18 protein-coding genes are annotated in these 24,997 nt (G+C 52.5%); 5 read left to right on the plus strand and 13 right to left on the minus strand.

All coding sequences use genetic code 11. The features are described 5' to 3' along the window. Positions 1 to 29 precede the first annotated feature (29 nt). Complete coding sequence (locus HBA93_RS04475) at positions 30 to 2,147, minus strand: TonB-dependent hemoglobin/transferrin/lactoferrin family receptor (RefSeq protein WP_221722472.1); 2,118 nt, start codon at positions 2,145 to 2,147, stop codon at positions 30 to 32. A 198-nt stretch (positions 2,148 to 2,345) separates the two neighbouring features. Between HBA93_RS04475 and HBA93_RS04480 the strand changes: the two genes are divergently transcribed. Further along, a complete protein-coding gene (locus HBA93_RS04480) occupies positions 2,346 to 3,191 on the plus strand; it encodes a heme/hemin ABC transporter substrate-binding protein (protein ID WP_286201752.1) in 846 nt (281 codons plus the stop codon). 9 nt (positions 3,192 to 3,200) lie between these two features. Here the strand turns inward: HBA93_RS04480 and HBA93_RS04485 are convergent, their stop codons facing one another. Then, on the minus strand, positions 3,201 to 3,776 hold the full coding sequence (locus tag HBA93_RS04485) for a TetR/AcrR family transcriptional regulator (RefSeq protein ID WP_221722473.1): 576 nt from the start codon (positions 3,774 to 3,776) through the stop codon (positions 3,201 to 3,203). Positions 3,777 to 3,902: 126 nt separating this feature from the next. On the opposite strand from HBA93_RS04485, the gene HBA93_RS04490 reads away from it, so the two are divergent. Next, positions 3,903 to 5,378 carry an MFS transporter gene (locus HBA93_RS04490; RefSeq protein WP_221722474.1) on the plus strand — a complete coding sequence of 492 codons (1,476 nt, stop codon included), beginning with the start codon at positions 3,903 to 3,905 and terminating at the stop codon, positions 5,376 to 5,378. Positions 5,379 to 5,434: 56 nt separating this feature from the next. Here HBA93_RS04490 and HBA93_RS04495 read toward each other — a convergent pair whose 3' ends face one another. After that, on the minus strand, positions 5,435 to 6,364 hold the full coding sequence (locus HBA93_RS04495; protein WP_221722475.1) for a bile acid:sodium symporter family protein: 930 nt from the start codon (positions 6,362 to 6,364) through the stop codon (positions 5,435 to 5,437). A 311-nt stretch (positions 6,365 to 6,675) separates the two neighbouring features. Next, positions 6,676 to 7,989 carry an MFS transporter gene (locus HBA93_RS04500; protein WP_121992690.1) on the minus strand — a complete coding sequence of 438 codons (1,314 nt, stop codon included), beginning with the start codon at positions 7,987 to 7,989 and terminating at the stop codon, positions 6,676 to 6,678. 221 nt (positions 7,990 to 8,210) lie between these two features. Here HBA93_RS04500 and HBA93_RS04505 point away from each other — a divergent pair, with 221 nt between their 5' ends. Next, complete coding sequence (locus tag HBA93_RS04505; protein WP_221722476.1) at positions 8,211 to 10,022, plus strand: LysR family transcriptional regulator; 1,812 nt, start codon at positions 8,211 to 8,213, stop codon at positions 10,020 to 10,022. A gap of 72 nt (positions 10,023 to 10,094) precedes the next feature. Here HBA93_RS04505 and ertB read toward each other — a convergent pair whose 3' ends face one another. The 5 genes from ertB to HBA93_RS04530 form a co-directional block, all read right to left on the minus strand. Next, positions 10,095 to 11,741, minus strand: a complete 1,647-nt coding sequence (gene ertB / locus HBA93_RS04510) for a thiourocanate hydratase (protein ID WP_221722477.1) — start codon at positions 11,739 to 11,741, stop codon at positions 10,095 to 10,097. A 24-nt stretch (positions 11,742 to 11,765) separates the two neighbouring features. Continuing rightward, positions 11,766 to 12,854 (minus strand): thiohydantoin desulfurase, encoded by a 1,089-nt coding sequence (gene ertC / locus HBA93_RS04515; protein ID WP_221722478.1) that lies wholly within the window; start codon positions 12,852 to 12,854, stop codon positions 11,766 to 11,768. Positions 12,855 to 12,866: 12 nt separating this feature from the next. Further along, positions 12,867 to 14,156, minus strand: coding sequence for an N-carbamyl-l-glutamate amidohydrolase ErtE (ertE, locus tag HBA93_RS04520; RefSeq protein WP_221722479.1), 1,290 nt, complete (start codon positions 14,154 to 14,156; stop codon positions 12,867 to 12,869). Next, positions 14,156 to 15,517: a hydantoin-5-propionate amidohydrolase gene (ertD, locus tag HBA93_RS04525; RefSeq protein ID WP_221722480.1), complete on the minus strand. Its 1,362-nt coding sequence runs from the start codon at positions 15,515 to 15,517 to the stop codon at positions 14,156 to 14,158. The genes ertE and ertD overlap by 1 nt, the downstream gene beginning before the upstream one ends. Positions 15,518 to 15,583: 66 nt before the next feature. After that, on the minus strand, positions 15,584 to 17,266 hold the full coding sequence (locus tag HBA93_RS04530) for an HAL/PAL/TAL family ammonia-lyase (RefSeq protein WP_221722481.1): 1,683 nt from the start codon (positions 17,264 to 17,266) through the stop codon (positions 15,584 to 15,586). 410 nt (positions 17,267 to 17,676) lie between these two features. Between HBA93_RS04530 and HBA93_RS04535 the strand changes: the two genes are divergently transcribed. After that, positions 17,677 to 19,269, plus strand: coding sequence for an amidohydrolase (locus HBA93_RS04535; protein ID WP_286201753.1), 1,593 nt, complete (start codon positions 17,677 to 17,679; stop codon positions 19,267 to 19,269). A gap of 61 nt (positions 19,270 to 19,330) precedes the next feature. On the opposite strand, the gene HBA93_RS04540 is transcribed toward HBA93_RS04535, so the two are convergent. After that, positions 19,331 to 20,008 carry a helix-turn-helix transcriptional regulator gene (locus tag HBA93_RS04540; RefSeq protein WP_221722482.1) on the minus strand — a complete coding sequence of 226 codons (678 nt, stop codon included), beginning with the start codon at positions 20,006 to 20,008 and terminating at the stop codon, positions 19,331 to 19,333. 158 nt (positions 20,009 to 20,166) lie between these two features. Here HBA93_RS04540 and HBA93_RS04545 point away from each other — a divergent pair, with 158 nt between their 5' ends. Next, positions 20,167 to 21,591, plus strand: a complete 1,425-nt coding sequence (locus HBA93_RS04545; protein ID WP_221722483.1) for an MFS transporter — start codon at positions 20,167 to 20,169, stop codon at positions 21,589 to 21,591. 49 nt (positions 21,592 to 21,640) lie between these two features. On the opposite strand, the gene msrQ is transcribed toward HBA93_RS04545, so the two are convergent. The 3 genes from msrQ to gltA form a co-directional block, all read right to left on the minus strand. Then, positions 21,641 to 22,285: a protein-methionine-sulfoxide reductase heme-binding subunit MsrQ gene (msrQ, locus tag HBA93_RS04550; RefSeq protein ID WP_221722484.1), complete on the minus strand. Its 645-nt coding sequence runs from the start codon at positions 22,283 to 22,285 to the stop codon at positions 21,641 to 21,643. 15 nt (positions 22,286 to 22,300) lie between these two features. Beyond that, positions 22,301 to 23,254, minus strand: coding sequence for a protein-methionine-sulfoxide reductase catalytic subunit MsrP (gene msrP / locus HBA93_RS04555; protein ID WP_221722485.1), 954 nt, complete (start codon positions 23,252 to 23,254; stop codon positions 22,301 to 22,303). A 180-nt stretch (positions 23,255 to 23,434) separates the two neighbouring features. Further along, complete coding sequence (gltA, locus tag HBA93_RS04560) at positions 23,435 to 24,727, minus strand: citrate synthase (protein WP_121992681.1); 1,293 nt, start codon at positions 24,725 to 24,727, stop codon at positions 23,435 to 23,437. Between the last annotated feature and the right edge of the window lie 270 nt (positions 24,728 to 24,997).

A 24,997-nucleotide genomic window follows, 5' to 3' on the forward strand; every position in this document is an offset into this window, starting at 1 on the left:
CGCCTGCCAGACTGGAGAGGATTGGCGTTTTAACCGCCGAAACGTCCGGTAATGGCTACTTTGAAAGTGCGGCCTTTGCCTTGTTCTATATCTGTGGTTGTTGCCCAGCCGGTTTGTGCGTCGGTATAGGCTTTGTTGAAGACATTATCGATGCCGAAGTCGAGATTCACATTGTCAGTGACCTGCCAGTTGGCAAAGACATTCACCAGATCGGTGCGCGGATAGACAGTCACGCCATTGCTGATCGCACGGGTAACTTTACCAAGGCTCTGATATTCAATGCCGTAAACCAGACGGTCATCCAGTGCTTTAAGACCCAGCGCGGCGCTGAAATTATGCAGCGGCGTGTTGCTCAGGGATTCGCCTTTGTAAATGCCGTCTTTCATTTCCGCATCGGTATAGGAGGCGGCGAGGTTCACATAACCCCACCATGTATCATAGGTGCCCTCCAGCTCTACGCCACGCAGACGGGCAGTGCCGACATTTTCCGATGTCGTGTAATTACTGATTTTAACCGTGTTGATGTAATCTTTCACATCAGTGTGGAAGATATTCAGTTTGGTGCGCAGCTGATCTCCGGCTTCAATCAGATTATCCTGCCGCAGATTGATGCCCGCCTCATAGGTGGTGGCGACTTCCGGTTTGAGAAACAGGTTCGGCTCATAGCCGGAACCGTGAGAACCGTTTTGGCGGAACACATCCTGCATATGCGGAACACGATAACCCTGCGCATAAAGCCCGTAGAACTGAATGCCCTCAACCGGCGTAATACCAACACTCAGGCGCGGCGAGATGCGGTTGCCGTCGAGGCTGACATCTTGAGACGGATTGCCCGGAGAGGCCTTGCTGGTGCCGTCCAGATTATAACCGTCATAGCGCACTGCACCGATCAGTTCGAGCCATTTCTGATACTCGCCCTGCCATTGCACAAAGCCGCCATAGGCCTGCTGCTCACCATTACCGAAATTGTCGGTATCGGAACGTCCGCGTAATTTATAATAATCCATGCCGTAGGTAATAGTGTGTTTCAGGCTCTCGGTTTCAAAACGCGAGCTGTTATGGGCGCGGAAACCGGATGTCGAAACATCATAATAACGGGTTTTTCCATAGTCTTTCAGCTGCCAGACTTGAAACTGGTCATTATCCGTTGCGCTGTGATAGGCATTGACGGACAGGTCCCAGAACGGGTTGTCATCCGGCTTGTAGGTGTAGCTGCCTGTATAGGTGCTCACCACAGTATCAGCATCATAGCGGGACAAGGTTGGAGACGCTGAGCCGCTGCTGCCGGTGATGATGTCCTCATATTTCTGGCGGGAGATGCCGAATTTTAGCTCATGGCCTTCTGCGGGGCGCAGGGTGACTTTACCCATGCCGCTGATGGCCTTTTCACCGGTCCAGCGTACATAATCACCGTCACCATTCTTATATTCATCACTGTCACGGTAATTGAGATTACCGATTACATCGAAGTTTTCATTAAAACGGTAGGCGCCGGTTGTACTGGTGAGGAAGCCTTTGCCATTGCTTTCATAGCGTAGCTTCTCGCTCAAAGCCCATGTCTCACCGTCATAGAGAAAATCGCGCGCATCCTTGGTTTCAAAAGCAACCACGCCGCCAATGGCACCGGAGCCGTAGATGTTGGAAACGGGTCCACGGATAACGGTAACCTGCTTGAGCAGTTCCGGTTCAATATAGAAGGAACCGGAACCGTGGCCGACACGCCAGTAATCCTGTCTTGCGCCGTCCAGCGTCACAGCAACACGGCCATATTGCTGAAGGCCGCGAATATTAATCGAGGTTGCCGGATCATCACCATTGAGCGAGGCGTGAACACCTGGTGTGAAGCGGAAAATATCGGCAGCGGTTGTCGGTTGAATGCGGTCGATCTGCTGGCGGGAGATCAGACTGGTGGAAGCAATCGCATCAATCACCGCCTGATCATTGCTGAGCGGCGAGATGGTGATGGTATCAAGTTCCAGCACCTGTGACTTCGCTTTGTCAGCGTTTTTTTGCTCGTCTGTTTGTTGCTGGGTTTTGACAGGCTTTGTCTGGGCAAGAAGAGGTGTTGCGCTGAATGCGAACAGCCCGATTGTACTGAGCACGGTTGTGCTCAGCAGACGAAAAGCGGAATTCTGAGAGATTTTCATATTGCCCCCGATGATGCTGCCGGTTCACAGCGGGAGGAATTTCCGGCTATTGGCATACATTAAGTTGACTCATTAACTCATATTAATTAGAGGCTATATAAATCATGATAAATAGAGTCAACTTTAATTATGCAAATCAGACGATTGTTCACTAAAGCGAAAAATCATCCCGATTATTACGCGATGAAGGCAATATTTTTGCTCACTATTGCTCTGGTCGTTGTGGTGTTCTGGCTGAATGTGAGTTCTGCCCGTGCTGCGCAGCAACAGGGGACGGCACAACGTATTATTACGCTCGGGCCTGATGTGACCGAAATCGTCTATGCACTCGGCGCGGATGAAAAAATCATCGCTCTTGACCGCAGCAGCAAATATCCGGCGGATACAGCCAGTAAGACCAATGTCGGTTATCGCCGCAGCCTGTCAGCCGAAGGTGTACTGGCTCTGCATCCAGATCTGATTATCGCGTCTGAAGATATCGGCCCTCCGGAAGTGGTGGATGTGCTTAACCAGTCCGGTGTGCCTGTGCTGTATATTCCGGCGGTTAACAGTCGTGAGGGACTGGTTACAAAAATCAGCTTGATTGCCGCACGCCTGCAACTGGAGCCGCAGGGGGACGCGCTGACAAAATCAGTCACTGCAGATTTTGATGCCGCTATGGCGCATGTGCGTAAAGTATCGGAAGGGCGCGGAAAGAAAGTGGTGTTCTTTCACGGACTGGCGAAATTGAGCGGTGCGGGCAGCGACACGGCGGCAGATGCCTTTATCCGTCATGCAGGGGGTGTTAATCCGCTCTCGGTCTATAAGGGCTATAAAGCCGTGTCAGCAGAATGGTTGCTGGAAGCGGAGCCGGAAGTGGTGCTGATGCTGTCCGACGGGGCAGGCGGTCCTAAAGCAGAGGATGTGTTTTCGGACAAAGCGCTGCAAAATACACCCGCAGCCCGAAACAAAGCGCTGATCGTGCTTGACGGGCCATATATGCTTGGTTTCGGCCCGCGTACGGCAGAAGCTGTGCGCATTCTTGCTGATGCACTTTATGATTAATAATTCTGATTAATCATCAGCATCTTTGGGCAGCAGTTTTTCAATATCGTGGAAAATCTGCTGCCATTCTTCTTCATTCAGATCAAAAAGCTGGAAACTGCGCAGCAGAAAAGCACCTTCATTAGCGATGAATGCAAGGCGGGTGTTGCGGCCTTGCCGGGTGGAAACATCCAGCCCGTCCAGTTGTTTGCGATACCATTGCCGTGTTTTATCCAGCTGCTCTGAACTTGGTTCAAGGCTGGCAAGCATAGCTGCAAGACGTGAATCACCAAGAGGGTCACTGTCCCTTGTCACACGAATATGCGCCGCTATATGGGAGAGGGCATCGGTTCTGCCATTCTGCATGGCGGTCACTTGTTTGTCGAAATCAATACCCCAGCGTGTCAGCATGGCATTGACCAGCCCGTCTTTATTGCCAAAACAATATTGCACACCGCCCTTGGTGATGCCGGCAGCCTTGGCCAGCGCATCAATGGTCAAAGCCGGTGCGCCATGCTCCACAACGATCTTTTCGGCCAGATCCAGCAAATGATTGCGGTCAATGGTGCGAGGACGGCCAATTTTTTTGAGTTTTTTACTTTCCATACGTATGGATTTAAATTAACGACCATCAGGTTTCAAGCTTTTTCCGTAAAACGGTGCATTTTGTCGTTCTGCGGGGCAGGTTATAAAAGTGCTGAAACTTCAGCACAGAAGAAGTGGATATTATCAATGACATTGCATAATCGCTGGCTGGTACTGGCCATCGTCTCAAGTGCATTATTCCTGATCGTGATTGATATGACTGTGCTTTACACAGCATTGCCGCGGCTTACCCATGATCTTGCGGCCAGCGCATCAGAGAAACTCTGGATTATTAATGCTTACCCGCTGGTCGTTGCAGGCCTGTTGCCGGGGGTCGGCAGTCTTGGTGATCGTCTGGGGCATAAACGTATGTTCACAGCGGGGCTTGTGGTTTTTGGTGTTGCGTCACTCGCCGCAGCCTATGCACCAAATGCGGAAATGCTGATTGCTGCCCGTGTGCTGCTCGCTGTCGGTGCTGCAATGATGATGCCGGCAACACTCTCGATTATTCGTCTGACTTTTGAGGATGAGCACGAGCGCTCTTTCGCAATCGGTATCTGGGCGGCGGTCGCCTCCGGTGGTGCCGCCTTCGGCCCTGTGGTCGGCGGTATATTGCTGGAATATTTCTGGTGGGGTTCTGTCTTCCTTATCAATGTGCCGGTTGTACTGATTGCGCTGGTTCTGGCCTTGACTGTGCTGGAGACACGTCCGGGCAATACAAGCCGTCAATGGGATCTGATTGGCTCCGTTCAGGTCATGATTGGTCTTGTGGGTGTGACTTTCGCACTGAAAGAACTGGCTAAGCGTGACAGCTCCATGTTGCTCTTTGTCGTCTCTATGATTGTTGGTCTGATTGCGCTGGCAGTGTTCTACCGCAGGCAGCGGGCAACCAATGGTATGCTGGTTGACTTCTCACTGTTTGGTAACCGCAAATTTTCATCGGGCGTGATGGCGGCTTCTGTTTCTTCGGCAGCTCTGATCGGCGTAGAGCTGGTTTTCAGCCAGCGTTTGCAGCTTGTTGCCGGTTATTCACCGCTGCAGGCCGGTCTGCTCATTCTGCCAATTCCGCTGGCTGCCTTTGTTGCGGGGCCGCTGGTTGGCTGGGGGCTGCCAAAAATTGGTGAGGCTCGTGTGCTTTGGGGTGGTATGCTGATTACCGGTCTTGGTACTGCGCTTTATCTGTTCAGCTTCCAGATGCAGCCGCATATCTGGCTGATCGGCCTGATGATTATGGGTTTTGGTGTCGGTGCCGCAATGACCGGTGCTTCAACCGCAATCATGGGCAATGCGCCTGAAGAAAAAGCGGGTATGGCAGCTTCCGTTGAGGAAGTATCCTACGAGCTTGGCGGTGCAACGGGTGTCACCATTTTCGGTAGTCTGATGACGGCGATCTATACGGCTTTCATGATTGTTCCGGAGGGATCGGGTTTTCCGGAAACAATCCGTGACAGTCTGGATGAGGCGCTGTTATTGGCAGAGACCCTGCCTGCGGAACAGGCGCAGCATCTGCGTGAGGTTGGCTTTGTGGCCTTCGATCAGGCCTTTATGTGGGTGATTGCAACGGCCTCATTGCTGATTTTTGCAACAGCATTGCTGATCTACCGGATGAACCGGAAAGCATAAAAAAAGACCGGTTCATTCTGACGGATGAGCCGGTCTTTCTCATTCAGGTGTATTAATCAGTCGTTTTTCATGCGGGCAAAATAATTCGCCAGCAGGGCACCGGAAATATTGTGCCATACGCTGAAGATCGCGCTTGGCACCGCGGCCAGAGGCGAGAAATGCGCATTGGCAAGGGCGGCCCCCAGACCGCTGTTCTGCATACCGACTTCAATCGCAATGGCTTTACGCTTGGTCAGAGACATGCCGGTGAGTTTGGCAGCGGTAAAGCCGAGCAGATAGCCGATACCATTATGCAGCACCACAACAACGAAGATCAGCAGGCCGGACGTTGCAATCGCGCCTTTGCTGCCAGCAACAACGGCGGCAACGATTAGCACAATACCGGTTACGCTCACCAATGGCAGGGCAGGTACGGCAGCTTTAACGACGCCCGGAATAAGCTTCTGCGCCAGTACACCGAGTGCCAGCGGCACAAGGATCACTTTAACAATGCTCATAAACATTGCCATTGCATCAACCGGCAGGAACTGGCTGGCAAAGAACCAGACGAGGAATGGTGTCACCAGTGGTGCGGCCAGTGTGGTAACGCTGGTGCAGGCAACAGACAGTGCCACATCGCCTTTGCCGAGATAAGTCATAACATTACTGGATGTACCACCCGGGCAGCAACCGACGAGGATAACACCGGCAGCCACTTCCGGTGACATCGGAATGATCCTGGTCAGCAGTACAGCAAGCAGCGGCATGATCAGGAACTGGGAGGCAACGCCGATACCTACATCGACCGGACGGCGTACCACTTCGCGGAAATCATCGACGGACAGGGTAAGCCCCATACCGAACATGATGATACCGAGCAGAGTAACAATATAAGGGGCGAATTGTTTAAACGTCTCAGGGAATATAAAGCCGAGGACGGCGAACAGCAAAACCCAGACTGCAAAAGTCTTGCCTACAAAGGCCGAAAAGCTCGCAAGTGCTTTCATTACAGATAGTCCTTATTCAAATAACTGACCCCGCTCTTGAGCGTATCCCGAAAAGTGCGAAGCGGTTTTCGGATAAGATGCGCGTAAAAATAGATAGAGCGGTTCCAACGATTTTATTTTAACTGGAACCGCTCTAGATTTTATGAGGCGGCATAGCAAGTTATTAATGAAATAAAAAAGGTCTTATACGGGTAATAAAATGAGTCTGAGCTGATGACCTATAGGCCTAAAGTTTCATAAGCAAAATGAAAAACACCCGTCGTAAGACTGCTCTCACGACGGGTGCAATGGATGTGTGACTGACAGAACTGTCAGGCTGTCTTTTTATTATCGCCCATTTTGAAAATCGCGAACAATGCGATTACGGCTGCGATACTGACATACCATGCTGGTGCGCTGTAGCCGAGCGAGGTAGTGCCGAGCCATGTCAGCGCTGCCGGAGCAAAGCCACCGAAAATCGTGGTGGAGATGTTGTAGGCCAGCGACATACCGGTTGAACGGATATGGGTCGGGAAGATCTCAGACAGGGCAGAAGGTGCAACACCAACCACACCGGCAACCATAACACAGAAGCAGCTCTGAACAGTGATCAGGGTGCCGAGTGTCGGTGAGTGGTGCAGCCACCACAACAGCGGATGAATGGCAATGAGCAGTACAGTTGTGGTAATCGCCAATGTTATCCGGCGGCCGATCTTGTCGGAAACCGCACCGGCAACGATACAGCCGATAGCCATTAATACGTTACCGATCAGGGCGGCGATAAAAGCCTGCGAACCGGTAAAGCCGAATGCGCGCTGCACATAGACCGGCATATAGATAATCATCACATAAACGCTGGCTGCCCAGAGCACGGAGAAGGCTGTGCCTTTCAGTAATGCGCCGCCATAATTGCTGAAGATTTCTTTGAGTGGTGCATGTTCTGCGGTTTTTCCTTGTTTATCAAATTCAGCTTTGAAAACAGGTGTTTCATCCAGAGAACGACGCAGCCACAGCCCGACAGGAGCAATCAGCAATCCGAGAATAAACGGAATACGCCAGCCCCAGTCTCCTACCTGATCTTCGGTGAGAAGCGAGGTCACGGCAAGCGCAACGAACGCACCGATAATATTGGAAAATGCCATACTGGCCTGCAGCCATGCAGCATATTTTCCTTTCTGGCCTTCCGGTGCATGTTCCACCAGAAATGCCGCCGCACTGCCGACTTCACCGCCGGCTGAGAAACCCTGCAAAACGCGGCCTGCAAGAATAATCATCGGTGCGCCGATACCGATCGCGGCATAGGTCGGCGCAATGGCAATCAGCAGAGTACCGGCTGCCATGATCATGATCGTTAAAAACAGCGCTGCTTTACGGCCGGCTTTGTCGGCGTAAACGCCGAGTACAACCGCGCCCAGCGGACGGATCAGAAAGCCGAGGCCGAAGGCCAGAAACGACTTGATCAGTTCGACAGTATCATTGCCGCCAGGAAAGAAGTTCTTGGCGATATAAACCGCAAACAAGGCGTAGATTGTAAAATCATACCATTCCAGAGCATTACCGATTGAGGCAGCAGCGACAGCCTTTTTGGCATTGGAATTATGCTTTGTATGCGATGTAACAGTTGGATTATGTGTAACGTCCGTCATAGGACTGGCTCTCCCCCAAACATTCCGGCTGTGGTCTTTTATCTCTCATCTCCCACCAGCAATACGAGACAGTAACAATTTAACTTTGTGTCGGCATTTGACAAAAAATGAATGTCTCCATAGCGAAAAACGAAATAGTATTTTCGCAAGACAATGTTTTTGCCTTTGTGGCATATTTCGTTGAAATTTATGATGAATACCGATGATGAAGGTCTGTGCCTATGATTGAGCTGCGGCAGCTTTCTTACTTTGTGGCGGCCTGCCATCAGACCAGTTTCAGCAAGGCGGCTGAAATGCTGGACATTGCGTTGTCAACACTCAGCGTGGCACTGCAGAATCTGGAAGAGGAAGTCGGCGCACAATTGTTCCGTCGCGTACCAGCGGGGCTTACCCCGACTGTGGCCGGACGCTGGCTTTATCGTGCTGCTATTCCGCTTTTGCAGGCCGAAGCTTTTACCCGTCAGGCAGCGATGCGGGAATGTAGCGAAGAGAGCGAATTCAGTCATCTTGTGGTGGAAGTCCAGCTGATGTTCTCGCTCGGCAATGTCTCCAAAGCCATCAGTACGGCGCTTGCCGGTTTGCAGAAAGACTATCCGGATGTGTTTGTTGAGCCGCATTGGGGCAGTGCGGATGGTGATCCGGCTTTACCGCTAACAGAGAGTGCGAAAAGCAGTCGGATTATTTTCAGCTATGAGAAAAAAGGTGTCGCCATTCACGATGATCCGTGGGTGCTGGCGCGCAGTCTTCCGGTGCAATCCGGCGAAGCACCGGCCTTGAAGGATATGCTGGCAGGGCCTGTGATTGTGCCTGCACTGCCGGAACCGCTGTTGCATGATCTCTCTGCCTATTTGATCAAACATCCGGTTAAAAATATCCGCTTTACGCAGGACCATCCGGGAACTCTGGCACGTTTAAGCGGGGAGCACCCTGATACAGCTTTTCTGGTGCCGCAAAGTACGCTGGCAAACCGTATGGGCTTGCATCGTCTCAAACTGGTGCCGCTTGATCCGCCGCTCATCAGTCAGGTACGGGTGCATATTGCCGATCCGCATCCGGTAGCGGAAGAGACTGTGCGCCGTATTCGTGCGGCGCTGATTTCCGGTGAAACGTCGCCGCTTTATCAGCCGCAACTCACCAGACGGCAATTCAGTTATTTCCGATTGATTGACAATAACCGCAATCTCACAGCCGCCGCTCGTATGGCAAAAGTCGCGCAACCGGCCATTACCGGACAATTGCGCAAGATGGAGCAGGTGATCGGCAAGTCGTTGTTCGAGCGCCGCCGTGACGGGCTGGTGCCGACCGAGGCAGGGCGGGTCTTTCGTATCGGCAGTGATCTGATCGATGCGCGTTTGCAATCCATGGCCGTACATAGTGCGGGATCGCTGGGGCGCAACCGGTCGCGTTTACGTATCGGCGTGCTGCCATCTGTCAGTCAGGAAAGCACTTTGCTGGCAGGCATGACCGATGCGGTGCTGCGCTGGCGCAAAAGCCACCCGCAAATTGATCTGCAAATTCTCGAAGCGCCGACCAGTGTCTTGCAGGATTGGGTACAGGCGGGTGTGATCAGCCTTGCCGTGCTGGAAACCGATATGCCGCATATGGCGCGTTTCAGCCTCAATGTTGAGGAACCGCTGTCGTTGATCTGTCATCCCGATCTCGCAGCAGAACTCTCTCAGGGTGCAGCGATTGATCTGGAGGCGCTTCGTCAGGTGCCGCTGGTTTTGCCGACTATGACTTTTGGAATCCGGCAATTGCTTGATGCACAGTTGAGCGAGCAAAACCTGTCCGTTGAGCCGGTGATTGAGATCAATTCTCTACCGATGATGATCGCAATGATCCGGCGTGAAAAGCTTGCCACTCTGCTGCCGGTTTCAGCCGTGCACCGTGATCTGGAACAGGGCACATTGGTAAGCCTTGAGCTGAAACCGCATATTCTGCGCAGGTTGTTTGTGATCTATTCCAATGCCCGTACCCTGACGGTTGCCGAAAGAGAATTGGTGCGTGAATTGCGCGAGGCGCTTACACCATAGTGCGATTAGAAATGAAAACAGGCGAAACCGGAGTTTCGCCTGTTCTCTTTACGGGGGAGGATTATCTAGATTTTACGCCAGATTGAAGTGGCGGATGTTTTTCTTTTCCGCTTCGTCCAGCGCTTCTTCATAACCGGCATCGGCATAACGCATCACACCAAGCGATGTGTCATTGGTCAGCGACAGTTCAACACGGATATCCGCATCATCTGTACCATCGGCCACCACAGTGACACCCGCGCTGGTCATATATCCGGAATAGCCGCCGCCGCCGGAATGGATCGCTACCAGATCGGCCTGCGACGAGCACATTGCCAGACCATTGATCAGCGGCCAGTCGGCAATCGCATCAGAGCCGTCACGCATATTTTCAGTCATGATATTCGGATGCGCCATGGCACCGGCATCAAGATGATCGCGGGTAAAGGCAACAGGGCCGGACAATGTACCATCACGCACCATGCTGTTCACGGCGAGTGCCAGCTGGGTGCGTTCGCCATGACCAAGCCATGCGATACGCGCCGGCAGACCTTCAAACGGCACATTTTTACCGGCGAGATGGATCCAGTTGGTGACAATGTGATTGCCGGCAAAGGCTTTGAGAATGTAATTGTCGATAATGCGGATATCTTCCTGATTATTCGACAAAGCAATCCAGCGGAACGGGCCAATTGCGCGGCAGAACAGCGGGCGCAGGAAGGCTTCAGTGAAGACCGGAATATTGAACGCATCGGCCACACCACCGTCTTTGGCGTGAGTGCGGATCAGGTTACCATTGTCAAAAACCACTGAACCGGCCTTCTGGAAGCCAAGCATTGCTGTGACATGACGAACGATGGAAGCGCGGCTTTCATTCATCAATGTCTGCGGATCGCTTTTACGCATGGCACGAGCTTCATCCAGCGAACGGGTCGCCGGTACATAGCCGTAAACCAGATCATGAGCGGAAGTCTGATCTGTCACGATGTCCGGAATAATATTGCGTTCCAGAATTTGCTCATAAAGATCAGCGGCATTGCCGTGAACGCCGATGGAGACAGCGCGTTTCTCGGCCATTGCTGTTTTGACCTGCGCCAGCGCATCGTCCAGATCTTTGGCAATCACGTCAAGGAAGCCGATATCCTTGCGCTTCTGAATGCGTTCCTGATCGATTTCAACGCAGAGCGTAACCGCACCGGCCATACGGCCTGCCAGCGGCTGCGCGCCGCCCATGCCGCCTAGACCGGCGGTGAGGATCAGACGACCGGCCAGATCATTGTTGAAGCTCTGTTCGGCAATGCGCATGAAGATTTCATAGGTGCCCTGAATAACACCCTGCGAGCCGATATACTGCCAGTCACCGGCGGTAAGACCGCCCCAGCAGATCAGGTTCTGCTTTTCCCATTCGTAGAAATTTTCAGCCTTCGCCCACTGACCAACCATATTACAGTTGGCCATAATCACGACCGGTGCCTGTTTATGGGTTTTCAGAATGCCGATCGGCTTGCCGGACTGTACGACGAGCGTTTCGTCTTCTTCAATCTTGTGCAGGCTTTCAACGATCTTGTCATGGGACGGCCAGTCGCGTGCAGCTTTACCGAGTGCAGCATAGACCACCAGATTGTCAGGGTCTTCACCCACAGCCAGCACGTTTTCCATCAAACGCAGCAGGCCTTCAGCGCGCCAGTTCTTACAGCGCAGCTCGGTGCCGGATGTGACGTTAAATTGTTTCTTGGACATAATAATACTTTCTAAACCGCTAAATCAGGCCAATGCATAATCGGCAAGGGAAATGCCGAGTGCCTTTTCGACGATCGGATATACGCTCGGGTCTTTGACCGAGGCGCTGAGCGGGATTTCTGTCTTGTTGATGTGGAACACCAGAATTTCCATGCCCTCATGGACATTGCCGACACTGACAGGGCTGCCATTGGTACCGAGCGTGGTGATCACATCAGGGAAGGTGGCAAGACGCTGACCGTCACCGTCATCCACGGCCATATATTCGTTCATCACATGCAGGATCACATCACGGTTGCCGTCACGCACGGTGATGGTGCCGATGTCGAAAGCTTCCTGCGTGTAATGCACATTCTTGGCGGTGACTTTGCCCTGCGCGAGAATGCTGCCATTGGTGGTTTTGCAGATTGCATCAATCACCGCAGTTGCGCCTTTGCTTTGAGCTGCGCGAATGGCTTCACCAAGGGTCAGAGCGCGGGAGATACCGCCGAGCGCTGCATTCTTGCGCACATAGGACGCACGCAGCGGATTACGGCAGCTGGCGATGAAGCCGCCGGACATATCGGAGGCTTTGCGCAGGATCGGCGAGATTTTAGCTGTCGCGCCACGTGTCACCAGTTCGATATAAGAGTTGGAATCACGATGACCGCCAACGGCTGTCTGGATCATCTGCTCAGGGCTGTTGGCCATGCCGATGGAGCCCATATCGCCGGTCGGATGCGCACGGATATCGCCCACGGCATCAATCACCTTGGTGCCGAGAACAGCGGAAGGCAGCCATGCATTCATGGTGCTGGACATGCCGTTCTGGCCGATCATCAGGCCGTAGACTTCATCGCCCAGTTCATATTGCAGCAGCTCAACGGCTTTCACATAGTCGATGCCGAGCATTTCCCACTGGGTGGTGCTGGCTGGTGCGCCGATTGCAGCGGCTGTGGCAATCCATGCATCGTCGGATACTTCTTCCATATCCACCAGTTCAGGCCGGCCAATGGTGACCGCAGTGGTGCCCAGCATACGGCCATGCTCGACCCAGCCGCCGCCGCCGGCTGCAAAGACCGAACCGCCTGCAATTGCGGATTCCACGTCATCCAATGTTAAAATACGCCCCATAATGGCCTCCTCTTAAATGCTGTTATGCGTTTGATTGGTAACCGGAGTGCGCTCGTCAAACCGGCGCACTGCCGCAAACATTGCTGCAGCACCTGCTGCAATGTCGTGTTTCTCTGCCCATTCCTCCGGTGTGTGGCTGCGCCCGCCGAGGCATGGCACAAAGACCATTGCCGCCGGTGCCAGCTGGCCGATAAAAGCGGCATCATGCCCCGCACCGCTGGCGAGTTGCAGATGACTGTGGCCGAGCGCATCGGCGCTTTTTGCCAGATTATCCAGCAAGCCTAAGTCACAATCCATCGGCATGGTATCAGACAGGGTTTTGAAGTGGCTGCGTTCCACATTTGCTTTTGCGGCAGCATCTTGTGTCGCCGCATCAATGCTTTCCAGAAAGCGCAGCGTTTTCTCGCGTTTGCCGGTGCGGATATCAACAATCACCTTGGCCTGTTCCGGCACCACATTGGCACCGCCCGGTTCAAGGGTGAGAATACCGACAGTGGCAACAAAATAGCCGTCCGGCTCGGATGCCAAGGCTTCTGCCTGTTCACGGATTGCAGTGACAGCTTGCGCTGCCGCATAAAGCGCATCGCGGCGCATATGCATCGGCGTGGTGCCTGCATGGTCAGCGGCACCCTGAAAAGCAATTTCCAGACGGGTGATGCCGACAATGCCGGTCACCAGACCCAAATCCGTTTTGCTCTGTTCCAGCACAGGGCCTTGCTCAATATGCAGTTCCAGATAGGCGGCAATATCATCCTTGCGTATAGCCTCGGTGAGCTTGGCCGGATTACCGCCGACACGGATCAGCGCATCACCGAGACGCTCATCCTGCGGGCCGGTAAAGTCGAGCATAGCATTGGTGAGCTGACCGCTCATGCCACGACTGCCGACACAGGAGAGGCCGAATTCACTCGGTTCCTCTGCGAGAAAATCCACCACTTCCAGATTGTGCTGCAATTCAATACCGGCATCGCGCAGGGCGCGGGCAACTTCGAGTGCCGCCACCACACCGGCAATGCCGTCAAAGCGTCCGCCGGATGGCACAGTATCACTATGCGACCCCATCATAATGGTTTTAGCGTGCGGCTTGGCACCGGTACGGCGACCGATCAGATTGCCTGCGGAATCAATGCGCACCTCAAGACCGGCGGCTTTGAACTGCTCAATCAGATAGGCGCGGCCAGCCAGAAAACGCGGCGTAAAGGAACGGCGCGTGTAAGGCTTGCCCGGCTCGGTAATATCGGCCAGCGCCATAATATCCTGCCAGAGCCGGTCACCGTCTACGAGCGTGTTGGAGACCACCATTACGCGGCTCCTTTACGCAGAGCAGGGCGTACAAAGCAACCGGAACCAGGTTCAGCTGTGACCACACCTTCAGCCATGGCACATTCACCGCGCACAAATGTATGGGTGATGCGGAATGGCAGTTTAATGCCGTCATAAGGGCTCCAGCCGACGATGTTATTGCCGCTTTCTGCCGCTTTGTAAGTGTATGGATCGCGGCGCGCCAGCACGATATCGGCATCAAGACCGGCACCGAGAGCGCCCTTGGTCTGACCGAGACGGAACAGGTTCGCCGGATTATGCGCCAGCAGGCGGGCAGCATGGCTGAGTGACAGACGTCGTTCATCCAGACCTTTGAGCAGCAGGGCATAGAGCGCTTCCAGTCCCGGAACGCCGGATGCGTTTTTCAGCATATTCTCATCGTTTTTGCGATCAAGCGACCAGCTCACATGATCGGTGGAAACAATGGTCACATTACCGGCGGCTAGTTGCTGCCAGATGGCTTCACGCTCAGCACGGTTGCGTACCGGCGGGTTGATCTTGGCGCGGCCGATCAGGCGGCTCACATCATCTTCTTCACACAATGTCAGATAGTGGATGCAGGCTTCAACCGTTGCCGCATAACCCTGTGCGCGATAGCCCGCAGCCAGTTCATAGCCACGACCAACGGAACAATGCACCACATGGGTGGCACAACCGCTCATCGCGCCGATTTCATAGACTTCTGCCATCGCCAGTGTTTCGGTTACCGGCGGGCGGCTCATGCTGTGGGTCAGATAATCGGTGCGGCCGCTTTTCTCGACCTGATCGATGTAATAGCGCACCATTTCATCATTTTCATTATGAATACCGGCAATCAGACCATGACGGGCAATTGCCGAGAAGCACTCATAAAGCATCTGCGGGGTGATACGCGGAAAGCGTTCGGGATGCGTACCGAAGGTTGAGAATTTGAAGCCCGCCGCACCGGCTTCAACCAGACCGTCAATATGCTTGGTGCCGTCTGCCGGATGCGCCGTGGCATAAAGCGCGAAATCCACGCGCGCTTCCTTGCCAGCGGTTTCCACCTTGCGGGTGAAGCGCTCCGGTGTCGCGATCAGGTCGCCGTCGTCATAGGGCATATCGACAATCGTTGTCACACCGCCTGCAGCGGCCGAGCGGGTAGACCAGATAAATTCTTCCTGATTTTTCTGGCTGCGACTGTGTACCTGACCGTCAATAGCACCCGGCAGCACCAGATAATCCGCTCCGCCGTGGCTTTCACCTGCAGGGGCAGTGCCCTGACCGGTCTGGACAACACGGCCGTCGCTGACCAGCACCCAGCCATTGTCAATGACCTGATCGGGCAGAACCACTTTACCTTTGAAGACTTTATCCTGCATTGCGGCATTTCCTCATTCTGGCTGCCTGCATTGTTTTGTAATGCAGGCAGTTATGCGATTTAAAAATTACTTGGTGGCTGGCTGTGTGAAAGCGTGCAGTACCTGCACACCGGCGGCAAAGTCAGGCGTGTAAATGCGATCCTGATCGACGAATTTGACCTGTGCGCGATAGGTTTCCAGCAGCTTTGCTGAGGTTTTTCCGAGCGCAACTTTGCCACGCAGATCAACCGCCTGCGCCGAATGCAGCAGCTGAATAGATGACAGGCTGTACATATTGTTGAGAATGCGCTGAAGATTGTTCACAGCCAGCGGGGCATTGTTGCCGGTATCTTCAATATTGCCCGCCATGGCGAAAGTGTCGAGCGAGACTGGCATCGCCAACTGACGGTTTTCCGCATAGAGCGCAACAAGCGGCTTCTGCATGGCACCGAAAGCATGGCCTTCATTCTCAGGGCCGGCAAGAAAGCGCGGCAGCTTGGTGAAATCCGGATTTTCCGTGCGGATGGTCTGCATCACAATATTCTGCGCTAAGCGGGTGAGGGCGACATTCAGATTTTCCACACGGGTGGCAACCGGCAGCATATCGAAATTGGCGGTCGGATAAATTGCGCCATGCACATCGCCTGCGACCTGATATTTGTGCAGCTGGTTATGACTGTCAGCCGCTTTTTCCGCAGGCTTGTCGGAAGCCACAGCGGCCGGATTGTCATCGCTGGCATTAATATGGATATGCAAAGCTTCTTCGAGTGCGGCCTGCGCTTCCCATGCATTGCCGAGCGCATAGGCCATCGTGCGGTAGGAGAGCGGATCCTGTAAAGCGCGGCCGTCAGACTGCTGCCAGAGATAGGAGCCGTCCAGTGCTGTACGAATATCTGCTGCCGCCTTCACCATGCCCGGAAACGGGCGCAGTCCGGTTGTCTCGCTCAGGAAAGGCGCGACATTGCCGTTATAGCCTTCAAGCGACAGGGCGAAAACGGCTGTTGCTGCTTCCAGATAATGGCGTGTTTCTTCTGCAAGCAAAACGGCCTGACCGGCAGTCAGTGCATTGGTACTGAGAATGGAGAGGAAGTCTTTGCCGACCGGTTCAATCGGCTTTAATCCGGCCAGTTTCAGGGCTTCTGCCGCAGGCATACGCTTGCCCTGATAATCGACGAACCATTCGCCGATCATCGCCAGTCCGATATGAGAGGCGAGTGTAATATCAGCCTCACCGACAGAACCTTTTTCCGGCACAACGGGGATGATGTCGTGATTGAGGAAATCGCGATAGGCTTCCACCACGCTCAGCTGTGTTCCGGTTTCACCGCCGAGCATTTCATTGAGGCGGATCAGCATACCGGCGCGCACTGCCTGTGCAGGCATAGCCTCGCCAATACCGCCACCATGGGCATGAAGCGAACTGGTGTTGAAGCGGCGGGAAAGCGCCAGTAATTCCTCATCCAGCGTGCGGCGGCCTTTAACCTCTTTGAAAACCGGTTTGTCCTTGTTCCAGCCCACACCGACATTCAGCCCGTAAACGGCGGTGCCTTGCAAAGCTGCTTCCATCACCAGATCAAAACTATGACTGACTTTTTGTGCCGCTTCCGGAGCAATTTCGACTTTTTCGTTTTTGTTCGCTGCGAACTCTGCCACCTGCGCAGTGGTGAGCTGAGTGCCGTTAAGCTGCAAAGCTTGCGCGTAGGCGGCAGAAGTCGACAGTAGGGCAAGTGTCAGAATGCTGAGTTTGGACAGGTGATTGAGCTTTTTCATACTGGGTTCCCGTTTGCCTTTTCCCTCTGGATGAGGGTGCTTATGGATGCGGCAAATTATGGGTCAGTATAGAAACTGCTTGAAAGGCTGAAACGGCGAAAGTTGCGAAACCGGCAATAACAAAAAGCTAAATCCGGCCGGTAACGGAGAATAGTTTTCCGGACAGTTCGATTGTTGCCTTACGCATAGCGACTTTCATTTTGCGGGGTAATGAAAAGGACTGCGTGTAACTGAAAGGCTGATTTTGGGAAATGAAAGTCGATATTCAGTGATTGTTAAAATGACAATAAATACAGTAAAATCAAAAGCTTGTAATTGTTATTATAAGGGTTGTGTATGGCGTTTTTATGATGAATTGTCCGCAGGTAACTATCATAGAATCTCAGGCAAATTCAGTAACGGAGTTATACATGTCTTGTACTCTCTCGTCTAAAATTGCACTCAGCCTTATGATGTCGGCCTCTTTGCTCAGTCAGGCCGCAGCACAAAAATCAGAACAGGATGTCAAAGCCTATAAGCAGCAAGTTACAGCGGGTGTGGAGAGCCGCGCCAAGCTTGCGCAGGAGATGACGGATTCAATTTTCAGCTTTGGTGAGCTGGCCTTTCAGGAAGTTGAAACCTCAAAATACATCACAGATATTCTTGAGAAAAACGGCTTTACCATTGAGCGCGGCGTTGCCGGTCTGCCGACCGGTTGGGTGGCGCGCTGGGGTTCCGGTAAGCCTGTGATTGCATTAGGCAGTGATATTGATGGTCTGCCAAAAACGTCTCAAATGCCTGGTGTTGCCTATCGCAAGCCAATGATTGAGGGCGCACCCGGTCACGGGGAAGGTCATAATTCCGGACAGGCTGTGAATGTGGTTGCAGCCTTGGCGATGAAAGACCTGATGGAGAAGGAAAAACTCTCCGGCACGCTGGTGCTCTGGCCGGGGGTGGCTGAGGAACTGCTGGGCGGCAAAGCCTATATGGTGCGTGACGGCGTGTTCAAAGATGCGGATGTGGTGATGTTCACCCATGTCGGCAATAATCTGCAAACCTCGTGGGGCGCAGCTAACGGCACGGGTATGGTCTCGGTCAAATATACTTTTGCCGGTGAGTCTGCTCATTCCGCCGGTGCACCATGGCGCGGACGCAGTGCGCTTGATGGCGTGGAGCTGATGAATATCGGCTGGAACATGAAACGGGAGCATTTGCGGCCTGAACAGCGCTCGCATTATGTGATCCCTGACGGCGGCGATCAGCCGAATGTTGTGCCGTCTGTTGCCAGTGTCTGGTATTTTATCCGTGAGACGGATTTTGAGAACATTGCCAAGAATTTTGCGATAGCCAATACCATGTCTGAAGCAGCGGCAAAAATGTCTGACACAACAGTGGAACGGCAGATTATCGGCACAGCAGCACCGCGCCATTTCAACAAGCCTATGGCGGAGGCAGCCTATGCCAATATTCTGGAGGTTGGCTTGCCGAAAGGGACTGACGATGAAAACAGCTTTGCCAAAGCGGTGCAGAAGGCTGTGAAAGGCAAGGAAGACGGGCTGGCGACAGAGCTGAAGAAACTGACACCACCACCGGAAAAACTGGAAAGCGGTGGCTCGGATGATATCGGTGATGTGTCATGGATTGTGCCGACAATTACGCTGAATTATCCGTCGAATATTCCGAACCTTCCGGGGCATCACTGGTCAAATGCCATGTCGATGGCCACGCCAATTGCTCATAAAGGTGTTGTCGCCGGATCGAAGGTCATTGCTATGACCGGTGTTGATCTTCTGACTAAGCCGGAACTGGTATCTGCGGCACAGGATTATTTTACCAATGTGCAGCAGAAGGATCAGAAATATCTGCCGATGCTTGGTGCGGATGACAAGCCGCAAATCCAGTTGAATACAGAGATTATGCAGCAGTTCCGTCCTGAAATGCAGAAGCTCTATTACGATGCAGAGAAATACCCGACTTATCTGGACCAGTTGGGTGTGAAATTTCCTGAGCTATCAGCTCCGTAATAATATGCTCGTCTGAATATAACAAAGGCGGCTCGGTATTTTCCGGGTCGCCTTTGTTCTTTTATTGGGTCTCGATAATACGATAGGCGCAGCGTCGTGCGCCCAGAAGAATATGTTCACAGCGCTCGATCGTGCAGCCATCACCAAGAATGGTCTGAAAAATATTGAGCTCGGAGCGGCAAAAATTCTGGCAGGCCGTAGCGGCAGCGCAGATAGGGCAGTGGTTTTCAATCAGCAGCCATGAGCCATCCGGCTGTTTTGCCCATTCTGCCATATAACCTTCCTGACTACGCAATCGGGACAGGCAGTCAATACGTTGCTCAAGCGCAGACATATGCTGCATTTTTGCTTGATAACCCGCCAGCATTTCCTGTTCGCGCAAAGAGATAATCCGGTCAGTAAGTGCCGGATCAATACTGTTCATATGGCGCAACAGAGCCACCGTTAACTCAGCATGTGTATCAGGGAAGTGATTGTTGCCTTTTTCTGTCAGGTGCCAGAGTTGCACCGGTCTGCCTGCTTTCGCTTTTTTTTCTGTGGCATAGGGTTCAATCAGCCCTTCTGTCACAGATCTTTGCAATTGCTGGCGTATGTTCTCCGCGCCGGTGCCTATGATATTCGCTAAAGCAGATATTGTTTGCGGACCGCGGGTTTTGAGAATAAACAACAGTCGTTCAGCTGTGCTTTGTTGTGCAGAGCTATTTATTTCATCTGAAGTGAGAATGTCAGAACTTGACATTTGATCTCCTGCTGAATATTCCAAGTGCTTACTTGCTTAATTAGAGGCTCCCTCAGGGATTTGCAACCCGACTGGTATAATCCGGTTAAAATTGATGAGAAACACAGGCAGATTTCAGCCGAAACTCATGGTTTTTGATAGCTGTTCCGGAGAATAAAATGTCTGACCCGGCATCCCTCACCAGTCACCATAAAGTGGGCTGGGGAGATTTGTTGACTGGCAAAAATGCCATTCGCTCGCTGGCACTTGCTGGCGGCGTCGCGCTCCATGCTATTAATGTTTATATTGCAACAACCATTCTGCCGTCCGTTGTCGCGGATATTGGTGGTCTGGATTATTATGCGTGGAACACAACCCTTTTCGTCGTGGCATCAATTATCGGCTCAACACTGGCTGTGAAATTGCTGCGAAAAACCGGTCCACGCAAAGCCTATGCCATTTCGGCAAGTGTTTTTGCTCTCGGCACCCTGATTTGCGCTATATCACCAACAATGCAGGTTCTGCTGATCGGACGGTTCATTCAGGGCTTTGGCGGTGGTTTCATGCTGGCTTTGTCCTATGCAATGATCCGCATCGTGTTTCCTGAATCGCTGTGGCCGCGAGCTATGGCACTGATTTCCGGTATGTGGGGTGTTGCGACATTGGTTGGTCCCGCAGTTGGCGGGATTTTTGCCGAACTTGGTGAGTGGCGTGCGGCTTTTTGGTCGGTTGTCCCTGCCGCTTTGCTTTTCGCTGTTATGGCGCTGTTTGTATTGCCGGATGTGCGCCATGAAGAGGAAGACGCCAATCGTCTGCCTTTTGCTCAGCTTACTTTGCTTACATTAGCGGTCTTCGCAGTTTCGCTCGGTAGTATCAGCCACGAAGTTATCTGGAACGTAATCGGTATCAGTACGGCAATTGTTCTGATTGCTATTATGATCCGCCTGGATGCAACCAGTGATAAGCGCTTGTTGCCGCGTGGTTCTTTCAGCTTTAGCCAGCCGTTGGGTCCTGTGATTGTCACTATGTCCTTGCTGGCACTGACAGTCACCTCGGTGGAAGTGTTTATTCCGCTGTTTCTGCAGGTGCTGCATAATCAGTCGCCATTGGTTGCCGGTTATCTGGCTGCTCTGATGGGCGCAGGCTGGACACTCGGCTCAATTATGAGTTCGGGGATTTCGTCGCGCCGTGTGCGTGATGTGATTATTATCGGTCCGCTGGCTTCTTTTGCCGGTATGGTGCTTTTGCTGCTTTTGCTGCCATTTTCCAGCGGTGGTACTTATTTGGAATTGCTGCCGCTCTGTGCCGGATTTATCGCCGTGGGCTGTGGCGTGGGTATGACATGGCCACATCTGCTGACACGGGTGCTGAAAGTTGCGCCTGCGGATGAGAAGGATTTGGCATCAACAGCGATTACCACGGTGCAGTTGTTCTCTGCAGGTCTGGGGGCGGCAATGGCCGGTATGGTTACCAGCCTTGGCGGCCTGACAGTGCCGGGCGGCGTTGCCGGTACATCCAGCGCTGCATTCTGGCTTTTCCTCAGCTTTGGTGTAGGGCCGTTACTGGCATTCCTGTGCGCTTCACGTATGGTCAAACGCTGGTAAAATCAGCTGCTTACGATAAAAAAGATAAAGCTGACCGGTTATTGGTCGGTCAGCTTTTTTTATAGGCCAGATAGGGCTTGCGAATGAGGCGCCACAAAACGAGCGCAATGATGATCAGCCCGTAGACCAAAGGTTCTGTCGGCCAGCTTTTGACTGACATCAGAAAATGCAGGCTGCCGGCAAGGGCGATGATGTAAACCAGCCGGTGCAGATTCTGCCAGTTGTTCTTCAATTTGCGGATTGACCACTGGTTTGAAGTTATTGCCAGCGGTATCAGCATGACAAAGCCGATAAACCCGAAAATAATAAACCAGCGTTGTGTTACATCTTTCACGATATCCGGCCAGTTCAGGCCACGGTCGAGAATGATATAAGTCGCGAAATGCATGGCGACATAATAGAATGCCAGCAGGCCGAGGGCACGACGATAGGGCAGAAAATTCAGTCGGAACAAATCACGCAGCGGTGTGACGAGCAAAGTCAGAATTAAAAAACGCAGTGCCCAAAGCCCTAGAAGATGTTCAAATTCTTTGACCGGATTTGCGCCAAGCTGATTGGTGGCAGCCAGCCAGAATGACCAGATGGCCGGCGCGAGACCAACAACATAAATACCCCAACGCAGCCAGAGATTATTCGGTATTTTGATTGGTGCTTTGCGGGCAGTACGAGGCAAAACTGTGCTGTTTACTGTCATTCGGATTGTCTCAGCTTAATAGTTTTTGGTCAGATCCATACCGCTATAGAGTTGGGCAACATGCTCGCCATAGCCGTTAAATGGCAGTGTATCGCGCCTGTCCGGTGAGAAGAAGCTGCCGCTGCCAATCCGTGTCTCGGTCTTCTGGCTCCAGCGCGGATGGTCCACTGCCGGATTAACATTGGCATAGAAGCCATATTCCGAGGCGTTCTGCATCTTCCACGCAGTCAGCGGCTCTTTATCTGTCAGTGTGATTTTGACAATCGACTTGATGCCTTTGAAACCATATTTCCACGGTACAACAAGACGCACCGGTGCGCCGTTCTGATTGGCGAGATTTTCCCCATAGAGACCGGTTGCCAGCAATGTAAGCGGGTTCATCGCTTCATCAAGGCGTAAGCCTTCGCGATATGGCCAGTCGATAACCGGAAAAGCACCGCCGACTCCCGGCATTTCTTTGGGGCGCAGAGCTGTTTCAAAGGCAACATATTTGGCAGACCCCAGCGGCTCAACACGTTTCAGCAGTTCTGAAAGCTGAAAGCCCTGCCATGGAATAACCATCGACCATGCTTCAACACAGCGCATCCGGTAAATACGCTCTTCAATGCTCATTGTCTTGATCAGATCGTCAATGTCAAAAGTCGCAGGTTTCGCCACCATGCCGCCGACTTCGATTGTCCACGGGCGCGGCTTGAAACCACCGGAATAACTGGACGGATCGGATTTGCCTGTGCCGAATTCATAAAAATTATTATAGGTCAGCACTGAGTCTTTCGGTGTCAGTTTTTCATCGGTTTTAAAACCGTCTGCACTATCTTTTGCTGAGGCAATATCCGGTAACAGACCGCCCAGAGATAAACCAATGCCGGCAGCGATGCCGGTTTTGATAAACTCCCGCCGGCGCAGATAAAATGACTGGCTGGTGATTTCTGACGCTGCAATGCCGGATTTGAAAAATGACTTTGACATAAGACTGGTTCCCTGCTGATCGGCAGTTACGCATATCGGACTTGAAACGGATATGTTACAGGCAATTTTATGCTGATGTCTGTGGTTTATTTGCGTTCATATTGCGTGAGAAAAAGGCAAAACTCTATGCGGAAAATAAAAAAGGCTCCCGAAGGAGCCTTTTCATCAGTGTGTTACTGATTATTTGCGTTTTGCCAGCGGTACGAAATCGCGCTGTGCATGACCGGTGTAAAGCTGACGCGGGCGGCCGATTTTCTGCTGCGGATCTTCGACCATTTCTTTCCACTGAGCAACCCAGCCGATGGTACGGGCAACAGCGAACAGAACTGTGAACATTTCTGTCGGGAAGCCGAGAGCCTTCAGAGTGATACCTGAATAGAAGTCGATATTCGGATACAGCTTCTTCTCGATGAAATATTCATCGGTCAGTGCAATATTTTCCAGTTCCATCGCAACGTCGAGCAACGGGTCATCTTTGATGCCGAGTTCGCCAAGAACTTCATGCGTGGTTTTCTGCATGATGCGGGCGCGCGGATCGTAGTTTTTGTAAACGCGGTGACCAAAGCCCATCAGACGGAAAGGATCGTTCTTGTCTTTTGCCTTGGCAACATATTCAGGAATACGATCAACCGAGCCGATTTCAGCCAGCATGTTCAATGCAGCTTCGTTGGCACCGCCATGCGCTGGACCCCAGAGGCAGGCAATACCGGCAGCGATACAGGCAAACGGGTTGGCACCCGAAGAGCCGGCGAGACGAACGGTCGATGTCGAAGCATTCTGCTCGTGGTCAGCATGAAGGATGAAGATACGATCCATAGCGCGGGCCAGAACCGGATTGACCTTATATTCTTCGCAAGGCACAGCAAAGCACATGCGCAGGAAGTTGGAAGCCAGATCAAGATCGTTCTTTGGATATACGAAAGGCTGACCGACATGATATTTATAGGCCATTGCAGCCAGTGTCGGCATTTTCGCCAGCAGGCGGATCGAAGCAACCATACGCTGATGCGGATCAGTAATATCGGTTGAGTCGTGGTAGAAGGCGGACATTGCGCCAACGCAGCCAACCATAATGGCCATCGGATGCGCATCGCGGCGGAAGCCGGTGAAGAATTTGGCCATCTGTTCATGGACCATGGTGTGACGGGTCACACGGTAATCAAAATCTGCTTTCTGGGTCTTGGTTGGCAGTTCGCCGTAGAGAAGCAGGTAGCAGGTATCAAGGAAGTCGCCCTGTTCGGCGAGCTGTTCGATCGGGTAGCCGCGATGCAGGAGAACGCCTTCATCACCATCGATATATGTGATTTTGGATTCGCAGGAAGCTGTTGATGTGAAGCCAGGATCGTATGTGAAGGAATTTGTATTCTTGTAAAGCGGGCCGATTTCAACGACGTCTGGTCCGATTGTACCTTTGCGGACCGGCAATTCGGTGGAATTGCCATGTAGCGTGATTGTCGCTGTCGTATTAGACATACTGGTTCCTTTCATCATCGCGCTCACTGCTCGTGGATAGCAGTAAATTTGGAGCATAATGCCGAAAACTGGTGTTTCAGATTCAACTTATGCATAGAAACATACAGTTAGGGTATTTTTACCGGCGCTGCCAGTTTGAAAAATATCCTAAGCGGGTTGTCACGTAAAATTCATGATATTTTTGAATGACAGCCTGAAAAATTCTTGGCTCAAATTATCGTAAAAACCGGGCGTTGCAATGCAGAAATTCGGGTTTTTATGAACAAATTT

It is taken from the genome of Ochrobactrum sp. SFR4, assembly GCF_019730395.1.
Classification (GTDB): domain Bacteria; phylum Pseudomonadota; class Alphaproteobacteria; order Rhizobiales; family Rhizobiaceae; genus Pseudochrobactrum.